The 14,005-nt window shown below is 71.5% G+C and carries 12 protein-coding genes; 4 read left to right on the top strand and 8 right to left on the bottom strand.

Going from position 1 to position 14,005, the window contains the following annotated elements:
• Positions 1-269: 269 nt before the first annotated feature.
• The 5 genes from VT52_RS08655 to VT52_RS08635 form a co-directional block, all read right to left on the bottom strand.
• The gene (locus VT52_RS08655; protein ID WP_046417514.1) at positions 270-1,325 is read right to left on the bottom strand and encodes an aspartate-semialdehyde dehydrogenase; all 1,056 of its coding nucleotides are present in this window, start codon (positions 1,323-1,325) and stop codon (positions 270-272) included.
• The gene (locus VT52_RS08650) at positions 1,322-2,593 is read right to left on the bottom strand and encodes an aspartate kinase (protein WP_046417517.1); all 1,272 of its coding nucleotides are present in this window, start codon (positions 2,591-2,593) and stop codon (positions 1,322-1,324) included. The genes VT52_RS08655 and VT52_RS08650 overlap by 4 nt, the downstream gene beginning before the upstream one ends.
• A gap of 204 nt (positions 2,594-2,797) precedes the next feature.
• Positions 2,798-3,460 (bottom strand): DUF5063 domain-containing protein, encoded by a 663-nt coding sequence (locus tag VT52_RS08645; protein WP_046417520.1) that lies wholly within the window; start codon positions 3,458-3,460, stop codon positions 2,798-2,800.
• A complete protein-coding gene (recR, locus tag VT52_RS08640) occupies positions 3,453-4,052 on the bottom strand; it encodes a recombination mediator RecR (RefSeq protein ID WP_046417522.1) in 600 nt (199 codons plus the stop codon). Before recR ends, VT52_RS08645 begins: the two co-directional genes overlap by 8 nt.
• A gap of 51 nt (positions 4,053-4,103) precedes the next feature.
• Positions 4,104-4,448, bottom strand: coding sequence for a YbaB/EbfC family nucleoid-associated protein (locus VT52_RS08635; RefSeq protein ID WP_046417524.1), 345 nt, complete (start codon positions 4,446-4,448; stop codon positions 4,104-4,106).
• Positions 4,449-4,684: 236 nt separating this feature from the next.
• Here VT52_RS08635 and VT52_RS08630 point away from each other — a divergent pair, with 236 nt between their 5' ends.
• Positions 4,685-5,431 (top strand): SLATT domain-containing protein, encoded by a 747-nt coding sequence (locus tag VT52_RS08630; RefSeq protein ID WP_046417526.1) that lies wholly within the window; start codon positions 4,685-4,687, stop codon positions 5,429-5,431.
• 159 nt (positions 5,432-5,590) lie between these two features.
• Here the strand turns inward: VT52_RS08630 and VT52_RS08625 are convergent, their stop codons facing one another.
• Positions 5,591-7,447 (bottom strand): serine/threonine-protein kinase, encoded by a 1,857-nt coding sequence (locus tag VT52_RS08625; RefSeq protein WP_046417529.1) that lies wholly within the window; start codon positions 7,445-7,447, stop codon positions 5,591-5,593.
• A 210-nt stretch (positions 7,448-7,657) separates the two neighbouring features.
• On the opposite strand from VT52_RS08625, the gene VT52_RS08620 reads away from it, so the two are divergent.
• The 3 genes from VT52_RS08620 (at position 7,658) to VT52_RS08610 (ending at position 10,553) form a co-directional block, all read left to right on the top strand.
• Entirely contained in the window at positions 7,658-9,013 is a 1,356-nt protein-coding gene (locus tag VT52_RS08620) for an aspartate aminotransferase family protein (RefSeq protein ID WP_046417531.1), read from the top strand.
• 118 nt (positions 9,014-9,131) lie between these two features.
• Complete coding sequence (locus tag VT52_RS08615) at positions 9,132-9,827, top strand: GntR family transcriptional regulator (RefSeq protein ID WP_046417533.1); 696 nt, start codon at positions 9,132-9,134, stop codon at positions 9,825-9,827.
• Between the two features lie 75 nt (positions 9,828-9,902).
• Entirely contained in the window at positions 9,903-10,553 is a 651-nt protein-coding gene (locus VT52_RS08610) for a hypothetical protein (protein ID WP_046417534.1), read from the top strand.
• A gap of 87 nt (positions 10,554-10,640) precedes the next feature.
• Here the strand turns inward: VT52_RS08610 and VT52_RS08605 are convergent, their stop codons facing one another.
• Together VT52_RS08605 and VT52_RS08600 are read right to left on the bottom strand one after the other, a co-directional pair.
• Complete coding sequence (locus VT52_RS08605; protein WP_046417537.1) at positions 10,641-12,464, bottom strand: bifunctional metallophosphatase/5'-nucleotidase; 1,824 nt, start codon at positions 12,462-12,464, stop codon at positions 10,641-10,643.
• A 248-nt stretch (positions 12,465-12,712) separates the two neighbouring features.
• On the bottom strand, positions 12,713-13,996 hold the full coding sequence (locus VT52_RS08600; protein ID WP_046417538.1) for an adenylosuccinate synthase: 1,284 nt from the start codon (positions 13,994-13,996) through the stop codon (positions 12,713-12,715).
• Between the last annotated feature and the right edge of the window lie 9 nt (positions 13,997-14,005).

Below are 14,005 nucleotides of genomic sequence, written 5' to 3'. Positions count from 1 at the left end.
CGTCACATGTGCGACAGCCGGCGGTGCCTCAAGTGCCGTCATGCGTCCCGCTCTTCCCCTATGTCCGATGTGGACGGGCATCCCCGCGCCCGGTCCGCTCACGGCGCCCCCACGCCCCGAAGAGTGACCGCAAAGACGCTCCCCGCCCTCCACGTGGTTGCGGAGGGCGGGGAGGCACATCCTCTGTCGCCGAGAGGGCCGGCTCAAGCGGTTTCGACCATGCCGCCGGACACACTTCGCGCACAGATCCTACAAAGCGGCCACACGGCTCACCCGGCGGACTCCTGGACGACCAGCTCCGCGATCTGCACGAGGTTCAATGCGGCACCTTTGCGCAAATTGTCGCCGCAGACGAAGAGTTCGAGCGCGGTCGGGTCGTCCGGCGACTGCCGCAGCCGCCCCACCCAGGCGGGGTCGGTGCCCACCACGTCGGCGGGGGTGGGGAACTCCCCGGCCGCCGGGTCGTCGCACAGCACCACACCGGGCGCGGTGGCGAGGATCTCGCGGGCGCCGTCCACCGCGGCCGCCCCCTGGAAGCGGGCGTGGACCGTGAGGGAGTGGGCGGTGACCACGGGGACCCGGACACAGGTGACGGCGACCGGCAGACCGGGCAGCGAGAGGATCCGGCGGGCCTCGTCGCGCACCCGCAGCTCCTCCGAGGACCAGCCGTCCTCGGCCGCGGTGCCGGCCCACGGCACGACGTTCAGCGCGACCGGGTCCGGGAACGGGCCGGTGGCGTCGCCGACGAGGCGCCGTACGTCCCCGGGCGCGGTGCCCAGTTCGGTGCCGGCGACCTGGGAAAGCTGGGCGCGCAGCGTGTCCACGCCGGCCCGGCCGGCGCCGCTCACCGCCTGGTAGGAGGAGACCACCAGCTCGCGCAGCCCGTACTCGGCGTGCAGCGCGCCGAGGGCGACGATCATCGTGAGGGTGGTGGCGCCGGGGTTGGCGATGATGCCGCGCGGACGGTTGCGCGCCCGGTGGGCGTTGACCTCGGGCACCACCAGGGGGACGTCCGGATCGGCGCGGAAGGCACCGGAGTTGTCCACGACCACCGCCCCGGCCGCGGCGGCGACCGGAGCCCACTCGGCGGCGACCGGCTCCGGCACGTCGAACAGGGCGATGTCGACCCCGTCGAAGGAGTCCTCGGCCAGGGCCGAGACCTCGGCCTCCGCCCCGCGCACGGCCAGCTTGCGGCCGGCCGGGCGGGGAGAGGCGAACAGACGGATCTCGCCCCAGATGTCCTTGCGCTGGGAAAGGATCTGGAGCATGACCCGGCCGACCACCCCGGTCGCTCCCACGACCGCGAGCGTCGGCTTGGCGTTCATCGGCCGGTGCCCCCGTAGACGACGGCCTCGTCGGTGTCGGAGTCGAGCCCGAAGGCGGTGTGCACGGCGCGCACGGCCTCCGACACGTCGTCCTTGCGGGTGACCACCGAGATACGGATCTCGGAGGTCGAGATCAGCTCGATGTTCACACCCGCGTCGGACAGCGCCTCGAAGAAGGCCGCGGTGACGCCCGGGTTGGTCTTCATACCGGCGCCGACCAGGGAGATCTTGCCGATCTGGTCGTCGTAGCGCAGCGAGTCGAAGCCGATGCCGGGGCGGTTGCGCTCCAGGGCGTCGATGGCCTTGCGGCCCTCGGTCTTCGGCAGCGTGAAGGAGATGTCCGTCAGGCCGGTGGAGGCGGCGGACACGTTCTGCACGACCATGTCGATGTTGATCTGCGCGTCGGCGATGGCCCGGAAGATCGCGGCGGCCTCACCCGGCTTGTCCGGCACGCCGACGACCGTGATCTTGGCCTCGGAGGTGTCGTGCGCGACACCGGAGATGATGGCCTGCTCCACCTTCTTGTCCCCAATCGGCTCACTGCTGACCCACGTGCCCTGCAATCCGCTGAAGCTGGAGCGTACGTGGATCGGGATGTTGTAGCGGCGGGCGTACTCCACACAGCGGTGGAGCAGCACCTTGGAACCGGAGGCCGCGAGCTCCAGCATGTCCTCGAAGGAGATCCAGTCGATCTTCTTCGCCTTCTTGACCACCCGCGGGTCGGCCGTGAACACACCGTCGACGTCGGTGTAGATCTCGCAGACCTCGGCGTCGAGGGCGGCGGCGAGGGCCACGGCGGTGGTGTCCGAGCCACCGCGGCCGAGCGTGGTGATGTCCTTCTTGTCGGCGCTGACGCCCTGGAAACCGGCGACGATCGCGATGTTGCCCTCGTCCAGCGCGGTCCGGATGCGGCCCGGCGTGACATCGATGATCCGGGCCTTGTTGTGGACCGAGTCGGTGATGACGCCGGCCTGGCTGCCGGTGAAGGACTGGGCCTCGTGGCCCAGGTTTTTGATCGCCATGGCCAGCAGCGCCATGGAGATCCGCTCTCCGGCGGTCAGCAGCATGTCGAATTCGCGCCCGGCAGGCATCGGAGAAACCTGCGCGGCGAGATCGATCAACTCGTCCGTCGTGTCGCCCATCGCGGAAACGACGACGACAACCTGGTTGCCGTTCTTCTTCGCTTCCACGATCCGCTTGGCGACGCGCTTGATGCCCTCGGCATCGGCTACGGAGGAGCCTCCGTACTTCTGCACGACAAGGCCCACGTGCGCTCCTCGCTCGGTTCGTTTGTGTCGGCTCAGTTTAACGAGCGTCCAAAATCCACCACCCTGCTCCCGCATGGTGAGACATCTGCCCATGGGACCTCGGACGCCCGCTTCGGAGGGCCTCCTGCCCAGCCGGGGCCGACCCACGCGGAACGTGCCCCGGGTCACACCGGGCGCCGTAATCCGCGGGACACGACTACGGCGTCACGGGCCGGGCCGCATCCCCAGCGGTCCGCCGATCTCCTCGGCCATCACCCGGCCCGCCTCGAACTCCAGGGTCTCGTCGCCCATGGGGGGCTGGTCGGTGTCCAGGCCGTCCAGTTCCTCCAGCGGCTGGTTGAGGCGGACGTGGATGAGCACCGACTGGAGGGCGCGCAGCACGGCCGAGGCCGTCGGGCCCCAGTTGGAGAAGTAGGAGAACTGCCACCACCACAGGGCCTCGGTGGTGCGGCCCGCGCGGTAGTGGGCCATGCCGTGGCGCAGGTCCGTGATGATGTCGGCGAGGTCGTCGGAGATCCGGGCAGGCACCGGGGCCCTGCGGGGCTCGTAGGGGTCGAAGACCTCGGAGTAGACGTCGACGGGCTCCAGCAGCCGGGCGAAGTTCTCCCGCAGCCCGTCCACGTCCGGCTCCGGACCCGGGTCGGGCTCGTAGCGCTCGTCGGGGAGGATGTCCTCGTGGGCGCCCAGCCGGCCGCCGGCCAGCAGCAGCTGGGAGATCTCCAGGAGGAGGAAGGGGACGGTCGAGCCGGGCTCGTCGCCCCGCGCCACCTCGGTGACGGCCACCAGGAAGCTCTCGACCTGGTCCGCGACCTGTACCGCGAAGTCGTCGGGATTCTGCGACGTGGCGTGCAGCGTGGCGTCAGACATCTAGGAGTCTTCTCCCCTCGAAGGCGCGGCCGAGGGTGACCTCGTCCGCGTATTCCAGGTCGCCACCCACCGGGAGGCCGCTGGCCAGGCGGGTGACCTTCAGGCCCATGGGCTTGATCATGCGCGCGAGGTACGTGGCCGTGGCCTCGCCCTCCAGGTTGGGATCGGTGGCCAGGATCAGCTCCGTGACCGTCCCGTCGGCCAACCGCGCGAGAAGTTCCCGTATACGCAGGTCGTCGGGGCCGACCCCCTCGATGGGGCTGATCGCCCCGCCGAGCACGTGGTAGCGGCCGCGGAACTCGCGGGTCCGCTCGATCGCGACGACGTCCTTCGGCTCCTCCACGACGCAGATCACGGAGGGGTCGCGGCGCGGGTCACGGCAGATGTTGCACAGTTCCTCCTGCGCGACATTGCCGCAGGTCGCGCAGAAGCGGACCTTCGCCTTGACCTCCAGGAGCGCCTGCGCGAGCCGCTTCACGTCCGTCGGCTCGGCCTGGAGCACGTGGAAGGCGATCCGCTGCGCGCTCTTGGGACCGACGCCGGGCAGCCGCCCCAGCTCGTCGATGAGGTCCTGGACCACGCCTTCGTACAACGGACCGCCCTTCCTGGAGACCTTTCGGTACGTACGCTAGTTGGACCGGAGTCAGAACGGCAGACCGGGGATGCCCGTGCCGCCGCCCAGGCCCTGGGCCAGCGGACCGAGCTTCTGCTGCTGGAGCGCCTGCGCGTTCTCGTTCGCCGCCTGCACGGCGGCCACGATCAGGTCGGCGAGGGTCTCGGTGTCCTCCGGGTCCACCGCCTTGGGGTCGATCTTCAGGCCGCGCAGCTCGCCGGCGCCGGTCACGGTGGCCCTGACCAGGCCGCCGCCCGCCTGCCCGTCGACGTCCGTGTTCGCCAGTTCCTCCTGGGCCCGCTGCAGATCCTGCTGCATCTGCTGGGCCTGCTGGAGCAACTGCTGCATGTTGGGCTGGCCACCACCGGGGATCACGATCAGCTCCTCTGTGTCTTTCTCCTTGGCACGAGCCTACGTGGTCCGGGCGGCCATCACACCGCCACTCTTTCGGGTGAGAGAGACGGCGGATCCACAGCTGATCAAGGCCCTCTTCCGGGCGGAAAAGGGAGGGAAGCCACGACCGGGCCACCCATGGGGCGGTAGGAAGGGTGGCGCACGTCGGCAGGGGATGTCACGCTACGTGACCGGTCGTGATCAGTAGGGAGTGCCGGGTGGGTCAGCCGGAGATGCAGCCCGAGGGGCCGCCTCAGGACGGGCGGGGCGAGGGCTCGGCCGGACCCCGGCCGGGTGATCTGACCGGGCGGGCGCTGCCGCCCGGCGACTGGGGCGAGCCCGGCGAGCGGCTGGACGAGCTGTACCGGTGGGTGGAGCACGGGGCGCTGCGGACGGCGGACTGGTATCTGCGGGACCGGGTGTGGAAGCGGCGCGGGGCCCGGGTGCTGCGGGCCGGGGCGGCGGTGGGGGCGGTGACCGGGGCGGCGCTGCCGCTACTGGATCTGACGAAGCTGGCGGGGGGCGTGGCGCCGTGGGGATGCCTGGCCCTGCTCCTCGCGGCCGCGTGCGCCGGCGCGGACCGGTACTTCGGGGTGACCTCCGGCTGGATGCGGGACGTGGCCACGGCACAGGCCGTGCAGCGGCGCCTCCAGGCGCTCCAGTTCGACTGGGCGGTGGAGGGCGTGCGGGAGGTGCTGGGCCCCACGGAGGGCACGGCGAGCGAGGCGGCCGAGCGGTGCGTGGTCCTGCTGCGCCGCTTCTCGGAGGACATGACGGAGCTGGTCCGGGCGGAGACGGCGGACTGGATGGTGGCGTTCCGGGCGGGCGCGGCACCGCTGGGGGTGCAGTCGGCGGCGTACGTGCCGCGGCAGGAGGCGGTGGGGCAGGTGGCCAGGTTCGCCCTGCCGCCGGCGGGGGGCACGCGCCCGAACATGCCGAGGCAGCGGCCGCCGGAGCCCCGCTGAGCGCGAGAGCCCCGCGGGGCCGGGGACTGCCGCGCGGGCCACGACGGCCGTCGTCACCCGTGGCGTCGTAGGTCGCACGCGGCGGCCGGTCCCCTCCCGTGCCGCGCCGAGGTTCCCCGCGCGCGTCCGGCGGACCCGCGGGCCGCGGGAGCCGGCCGCTCACTGCCGGGTGTACGTCAGGCTCTCCCCGCTCCCCTGCTGCGCCCGCCGCAACCGCCCGTCCGGCAGCAGGCTGACCTCCGTCGGATCGCCCGGAGTGCACGAGGAGGCGGGCTCACCACTGGTCACGGTGGACGGCCCGATCTCCAACGGCCCACCGGAGTGGGGCGGTTGGCTGAGTTCGGCCGCGAAGACGCAGTGGTACGAGCCGCCGCCGTCCGCCGGGCCCTCCGCGACCAGGGTCAGCACGTCCTCCCCCACCCCGCCCTGCCGGATGATGAGCCGGCGGGTGTTGATGCCGCTCGCGTTGTCGATGGTCGCCGCCCAGGTCCCGAGGTAGGCGTCCGGGACGGCACCCGCGCCCGAGGAGGAGGGCGGGGCGGAGGGCAGCGCCGGGTCCGCGGCGCGCTCCCCGGAACCGGTGGGCGACGCGGACCGCGACGCCGGCGCCGGTCCGGCCGCGCCGCTCCCCGTACCCTCGGCCCCGCTGTTCAGCAGCGCGTACACCGACCCGCCCGCGCCCACCGCGACGATCACCGCGATCACGACCAGCAGGGCCGTGGACCGCCCGCTGCGCCGCTCCGGCTCGGGCTCCGCGCCGTAGGGCGGGTACGGCGGGTACGACTGCCGGGGATACCCGTACCCGGGGGACCGGGGGGTCCCCGGCGGCGGCGCGGACGCGGCGCCCTGCCCGAAGTACGGCTGGGCAGAGCCCTGTTGGGGGTGCGGGTGGGCCTCCTGCCGAGGGTCCCCGTACACCCCGGGGACCGTCACCGGCAGCGGCGCGCCCTCCCCGGCCGCCGGCGGCCGCCGCCCGGCGGCGGCCGCGCCTCCCTGCGCCGCGCCCTCCCCTCCCCCGTCCGAGACGGCGGAGTGCTCGGGCGAACCGCCGCCCCGCGCCGCGGTGTCCTCGTCGGCCCCCGCACCCGCCTCCGGCTCCTCGACCTCCAGCAACCCCACCGCGTGCCGCCCCAGTTGGGCCACCAGCGCGCCCGGCAGCCAGGGGTCCCGGGAGCGGCCGCCGGACACCGTGTCCTGCGCGCCCGTACGGTCCAGCAGCACGTCCAGGGACGGCCGGGCCGCCGGGTCCTTGCGCAGGCACTGCCGCACCAGATCGGCGATCCCCTCCGGCACCCCGGACAGATCCGGCTCCTCCTGGGCGATCCGGAACATCAGCGCGTGCACCCCGCTGCCGACGTCCCCGAACGGCATCCGCCCGGTCGCCGCGTACGTCAGCACCGACCCGAGCGCGAAGACGTCGCACGCCGGGGTGACCCGGTCCCCGCGCACCTGCTCCGGCGCCATGAACCCCGGCGAGCCGACCAGCGACCCGGTCACGGTGAGCCCCTCCCCGCCCGCGGCGCCGGCCTCCAGGGCACGGGCGATGCCGAAGTCGATCACGCGCGGCCCGTCGATGGTCACCAGCACGTTGGACGGCTTGAGGTCCCGGTGCACGATCCCGGCCGCGTGGACGTCCTGCAGCGCGTGCGCGAGCCCCGCCGCCAGGATTCGTACCGACCGCTCCGGCAGCGCCCCGTGATCGTGCCCCACGACCTGCTGGAGGCTGGGCCCGGCCACATATCCGGTGGCCACCCACGGCACCGCCGCCTCGGTGTCCGCGTCCAGCACCGGCGCCGTCCAGTACCCGCCGACCCGCCGCGCGGCGCCCACCTCGCGCCGGAACCGCGCCCGGAACTCCTCCCGCGCGGCCAGCTCCTCGCGCACCAGCTTCACGGCGACCGTACGGCCCCGGTCCGAGCGGGCCAGGTACACCATGCCCATGCCGCCCGCGCCCAGCCGCGCCAGCAGCCGGTACCCCCCGATCCTCTGCGGGTCCCCCGGACCGAGTTCCTCCATGACCGCCTGCCCTTCCCGCCCCGTCAGCTGTGGCAACGGCCCGAGAATAATCCGGTCCCACGAGGTGCCGGAGGCCCAGCCGTCCACGGTTCCGTAACAGGCCGCCCGCCCCCGCCGGACACGATGTCGACAACCTGTCGCGGATTGGGCCCGCCCACGGAACAGGACGCCGATACCCCGTCCGCATCCCGGACACCTACGCTCGCCCGCATGACCCCTCAGACCGACCCCGGAGCCGGCGCCGCAGTGAAGGCCGCGGACCGTGCGCACGTCTTCCACTCCTGGTCCGCCCAGGACCTCATCGACCCGCTCGCCGTCGCCGGCGCCGAAGGGTCGTACTTCTGGGACTACGACGGCACGCGGTACCTGGACTTCACCAGCGGGCTCGTCTACACCAACATCGGCTATCAGCACCCCAAGGTCGTCGCGGCCATCCAGGAGCAGGCGGCGACGATGACCACGTTCGCCCCGGCGTTCGCGATCGAGGCCCGCTCGGAGGCGGCCCGGCTGATCGCCGAGCGGACCCCCGGCGACCTGGACAAGATCTTCTTCACCAACGGCGGCGCCGACGCGGTGGAGCACGCGGTGCGCATGGCCCGGCTGCACACGGGCCGCCCGAAGGTGCTCTCGGCGTACCGCTCGTACCACGGCGGCACCCAGCAGGCCGTGAACCTCACCGGTGACCCCCGCCGCTGGCCCTCCGACAGCGGCACCAACGGTGTGGTGCACTTCTGGGCGCCGTTCCTGTACCGCTCCCGCTTCTACGCCGAGACGGAGGAGCAGGAGACCGCGCGGGCGCTGGAGCACCTGGAGACGACGATCGCCTTCGAGGGTCCCGGCACCATCGCCGCGATCATCCTGGAGACCGTCCCCGGCACCGCCGGGATCATGCTGCCCCCGCCGGGCTACCTCGCCGGGGTGCGCGAGCTGTGTGACAAGTACGGGATCGTCTTCGTCCTGGACGAGGTCATGGCCGGATTCGGCCGTACCGGCGAGTGGTTCGCCGCCGATCTGTTCGATGTCGTACCGGACCTGATGACCTTCGCCAAGGGCGTGAACTCCGGTTACGTGCCGCTGGGCGGCGTGGCGATCTCGGGGAGGATCGCGGAGACCTTCGGCAAGCGCCCCTACCCGGGCGGTCTGACCTACTCCGGGCACCCGCTGGCCTGTGCCGCCGCCGTCGCCACGATCAACGTGATGGCCGAGGAGGGTGTGGTCGAGAACGCCAAGCGGCTCGGCGAGAGCGTGCTGGCGCCGGGTCTGGCGGAGCTGGCCGCGCGCCACAGAAGCGTCGGCGAGGTCCGCGGCGTGGGCATGTTCTGGGCGTTGGAGCTGGTCAAGGACCAGGAGACGCGGGAGCCCCTGGTGCCGTACAACGCGGCCGGCGAGGCGAACGCGCCGATGGCGGCCTTCGCGGCGGCGGCCAAGAAGCAGGGCCTGTGGCCGTTCGTGAACATGAACCGCACCCATGTGGTGCCGCCGTGCAACACGAGCGAGGCGGAGCTGAAGGAGGGCCTGGCCGCCCTCGACGCCGCACTGTCCGTGGCGGACGAGTACACGGCGTAACCGGTCCGGCCGCTGCCGTCGGCAGCGGCCGAACGCGTAAGGTGACGTGCTCGTAAGGCTCTGAGGAGTTGGCCATACGTGCGAGCACGTCACCCATACGCGTGAGGAGAGACCGGCCATGTCCGGCAACGGCATCGTCACCCGCAGCACGCTGCGCCAGCAGATCGCGGACGCGCTCCGTGACGAGGTGCTGGCGGGGCGGCTGCGGCCGGGCCGGGCGTTCACCGTGAAGGAGATCGCCGAGCAGTACGGCGTCTCCGCCACCCCGGTGCGCGAGGCGCTGGTCGACCTGTCCGCGCAGGGCATCCTGGAGGCCGACCAGCATCGCGGCTTCAGCGTGCCCGAGTACTCGCTCGCCGACTACCGGCACATGATCGAGGCCCGCAGCCTGGTCACGGACGGCATGTTCCAGGCCCTCGCCGCCGGGCACCCGGCCTTCCGCACCCCGCCCGGGGATCCGCGCACCGTCGCAGCACTGGCCACCGTCCGCCGCCGCGGCGAGGAGGCCCAGCGCGCCGCCGGCGCGGGCGACCTCACCGTTCTGATCGGCTACGACCTCCGCTTCTGGCGCGAGTTGAGCGTCCTGTTCGGCAACCCCTACCTCGGCGACTTCCTGCACCGGCTGCGCGTGCAGTCCTGGGTCTGCGCGGTCCAGCACCTGCGCCGGCTCCCCGATCTGCGCGGCCGCCTGTGGGCCGGCCACACGGACCTGGTCGAGGCGCTGGCCCGGCGCGACACCGAGGCCGCCCGCACCCTGGTGGCCGCGGCCAACGCCCACTCGCTGGCCCTGCTGGAAGACCTGTCCGACAGCTGAGCGGACGTGGGGGTATGGGACCGCGCGCGCACCGATTACGCTTCCCGGACCACCTCTTTGTGTGAGGAGCTCTCCTTGGCCTGTGACCTGTGGCTGGTACCGCTCGTCGACGTGTTGTGCCACACGCCGGACAACCCGTTCGCCGAGGAACTCGCGCACTACAACCACGCGCTGGCCGCGGCGGGGCTGCCGCCGGTGCCGGTGTACCAGTACATGCCGGGTCTGTCCGGCGAGGTCGCGCCGGTCGCCGGGTTCGACTACGACGCCCTGCACTTCCTGCGTCGCGCCTACCTGCTCCAGGTCTGTGGCCTCCCGGTGACCCCGGTGGACGAACTCGGCGGTGACTACGAGCAGTTGCTGGAGATGTTCGAGTCAACGGCCCAGCAGTCGCACCTGGTCTGGCACTACGACCACGCGGGCGCCTACGTCCCGGTCGACTTCCCGCACCCGCTGTCCGACGAGCAGCTCCTCGCGGGCGGCGGCCCCCTGGGCTCCGCCCAGGCGCTGCTGCGCGAGCTCCAGTGCGTCGCCCCGGTCATCGGCATCGACCCGGCCAACCCGCCGGCGCCCCCCGCCCCGCCCGTGGCCCCCACCGAACTGGAGGAGCCGGCCGCCCCCACTCCCTACGACCCGAACCCCTTCTCCCGCGAACGCCACGTGTGGCTGGGCCTGCACGCCGCCGCGACCCGCTCGCTCGCCCAGGGCTCGATGATCGTCTTCAGCTGACCGGTGGTGGCCGGCGCGCGAGGCGCCCCGGTGCCCGGCACCCGCCCGCCCGCGCCGGGCGAGCGGACGGGCGCCTCGGACCGAGGACTAGAAGACCGGCGTGCCCGCCTGCGTCAGCTTCCAGTTGGTGACCGCGAAGTCGGCCGGGTCGAGGGACTTCGTCGCGGTGACGTAGTCGATCATCAGCTGGCGGATCTCGTTGGTGGAGCTGTAGGCGATCTCCGCCGAGGCGATGTGCGGGTAGCCCGAACCGCCGTTGGCGCGGTAGTTGTTGACGGCGACGACGAAGACCTGGTCGTCGGCGACGGGGGCGCCGTCGTAGCTGAGGTTCTTGATCCGGGAGCCCTCCGGCTGGGCGATGTCGATGTCGTAGTCGACGCCGGCCGCCGTGTCGTACATGTAGTCCCAGAAGCTGTTGGCGTTGGTCAGCGTCGCGGTGTCGACCTTCGTGCCCGCCGGGACCTGGTGGTAGTACTTGGCCGCGTACTCCAGGTAGTCCTTCAGCTGGGCGCCCGTGAGCTTCTTGCCGTAGAGGGTGTTGTCGTAGATGTAGAGCCCGGCGATGTCCTTGATGGTGACGTTGCCCTGCGGGATGTCGGCGGTGCGGCTGAAGGGCGCGGCGACCGAGATCAGCGGGAGGGCGGCGTCCGCCGCGGACAGGCCGGCCTTGACCGTCTCGGTCTGGACCTTGTGGATGAAGTCCATGATCGGCACGTCCTTCCAGCAGGAGTCCGCCGCCGAGAGGTCCGCCGTGCAGGTGCCGACCGGGGTGTTGACGTACTTCACCACCAGCTCGTGGTCGGCCTCCAGGAGCTTCTTGATCTGCGGGTCCTCGGCCACCCCGTTGGGGTTGAGGGTCTGCGCCTTCTTGCCCGTCACCTTCCACTGGCCGTGGTGCAGTTCGAGCTCGAAGTCGAAGACGCTGAGCCGGTAGCCCCAGCAGTACGGCTCGGACAGCAGCACGTCCTCGCCGGTCTGCTCGTTCTTGACGGTGTACGAGGACACCTCGACGTGGGTGTGGCCCACCAGGATCGCGTCGATGCCCGGGACCTGCTCGGCGACCAGGTTGGACGCGTTCTCGACGTAGGGGAGTTCGTCACCCCACGAGGAGGAGCCGTCCAGCCCGGAGTGGTCGGTCAGGAAGACGACGTCGCAGCCGAGGGCGCGCAGCCGGGGCACGTACTTCTTCGCCTGCTCGACCAGGCCCGGGAAGACCAGCTTGCCGCCGACGTTGTCCTTGTCCCAGATCGCGATGCCGGGGTTGGTCAGGCCGAGGATGCCGACCTTGATGTCGGGGGCGCCGGGGACCTTGATGCGCTTGACGGTGTACGGCTCGAAGGCCGGACGCAGCGTCTTGGCGTGCAGGGCGTTCGCGCCGAGCAGCGGGAAGTCGCACTGGTCCTCGAACTTGCGCAGCGTGTCGATGCCGTAGTTGAACTCGTGGTTGCCGAGGGCGGCGGCGTCGTAGCGCATGTGGTTCATGGCGATGGCCATGGGGTGCCTGGGACCGCGCTTGCCGTCGGTGCCGGTGATCGGGTCGACCCGGGCGAAGTAGTAGGCGAGCGAGGTGCCCTGGATGATGTCACCGGCGTCGACGAGCAGCACGCGGTGCTCGCCCTTGGCCTCGCGCTGCTGCTTGATGAGGGTGGCGACGCGGGCCACGCCGACCGAGTTGCCGGCCTTGTCGGTGTAGGGCGCGTCCGCGTAGTAGTCCCAGTCGAAGACGTGGCCGTGCAGGTCGGTGGTGCCCAGGATGGAGAACGACCAGGTGCGCGGCGCCCGTTCGTGGCCGTGACCCCTCTCGGCCGCCTCGGCGGTGCCGCTGCCCATCGCGCCCGCCGCGGCGACGGTGGCGCCGGTGACGGCCGACTTCTTCACGAACTCCCGGCGGTTCATGGGACTGTGGGTCATTCAAGGCTCCTGAGGGTGGAGTTGGCGCGTGCAGGGGTCGTTCCGTGCGGAGGCTACCCGCGTAGATCGTGCTCGCGCCCCTCATCACCGCAAACCAGGAAATGGCCATGTCCAGGTCAAGGATGAGCCAGGTGGGGCGAAATGCGAGAGCGCCCGCCCGGTACGCCTCGGGGCGTACCGGGCGGGCGCTGCCGCACGGTGAAGCCGGACCGAACTCCGGCTTACGGGAAGGGACGAGGAGGCCCCTCCTAGAGGAAGGAGTTGACCTCGATCGTCTCGTCCCGGCCCGGACCGACGCCGATCGCGGAGATCGGGGCCCCGGACATCTCCTCCAGTGCCTTGACGTAGTTCTGCGCGTTCTTCGGCAGGTCGGCGAAGGTCTTCGCCTTGGTGATGTCCTCGGACCAGCCCGGCAGGTTCTCGTAGACCGGCTTCGCGTGGTGGAAGTCGCTCTGGGAGTAGGGCAGCTCCTCGACGCGCTTGCCGTCGATCTCGTAGGCCACGCAGACCGGGATCTGCTCCCAGCCGGTGAGCACGTCCAGCTTGGTGAGGAAGAAGTCGGTCAGGCCGTTCACCCGGGTCGCGTAGCGCGCGATCACCGCGTCGAACCAGCCGCAGCGGCGGTCGCGGCCGGTGGTCACACCGCGCTCGCCGCCGATCCGGCGCAGCGCCTCGCCGTCCTCGTCGAACAGCTCGGTCGGGAACGGGCCGGCGCCGACCCGGGTGGTGTACGCCTTGAGGATGCCGATGACCCGGCTGATCTTCGTCGGACCCACGCCCGCGCCGGTGCAGGCGCCGCCGGCGGTCGGGTTGGACGAGGTGACGAAGGGGTACGTGCCGTGGTCGATGTCGAGCAGCGTGCCCTGGCCGCCCTCGAACAGCACGACCTTGTCCTCCTCCAGGGCCTGGTTGAGGATCAGCACGGTGTCGGCGACGTACGGCTTGATCTGCTCGGCGTAGCCCAGCAGCTCCTCGACCACCTGGTCGACGGCGATGGCGCGGCGGTTGTAGAGCTTGGTGAGGACCTGGTTCTTGACGTCGAGCGCGGCCTCCACCTTCTGCTGGAGGATCGACTCGTCGTACAGGTCCTGGACCCGGATGCCCACGCGGTTGATCTTGTCCGCGTAGGTGGGACCGATGCCGCGCCCGGTCGTGCCGATCTTCCGCTTTCCGAGGAAGCGTTCCGTCACCTTGTCGACCGTGACGTTGTACGGCGTGATGACGTGCGCGTTGCCGCTGATGAGCAGCTTGGAGGTGTCGACGCCACGCTCGTTCAGACCGCTCAGCTCGGAGAGCAGGACCGAGGGGTCGACGACGACACCGTTGCCGATGACCGGCGTGCATCCGGGAGAGAGGATGCCGGAGGGCAGGAGGTGGAGGGCGTACTTCTGGTCGCCGACGACCACGGTGTGGCCGGCGTTGTTGCCGCCCTGGTACCGCACCACATAATCCACCGATCCACCGAGCAGGTCGGTGGCCTTCCCCTTGCCCTCGTCACCCCACTGAGCACCGAGCAGCACAAGTGCGGGCACGCGCGTACA

The organism is Streptomyces malaysiense, from assembly GCF_000980885.2.
GTDB lineage: Bacteria > Actinomycetota > Actinomycetes > Streptomycetales > Streptomycetaceae > Streptomyces > Streptomyces malaysiense.
This window is presented reverse-complemented; position numbering and strand designations above follow the sequence as displayed.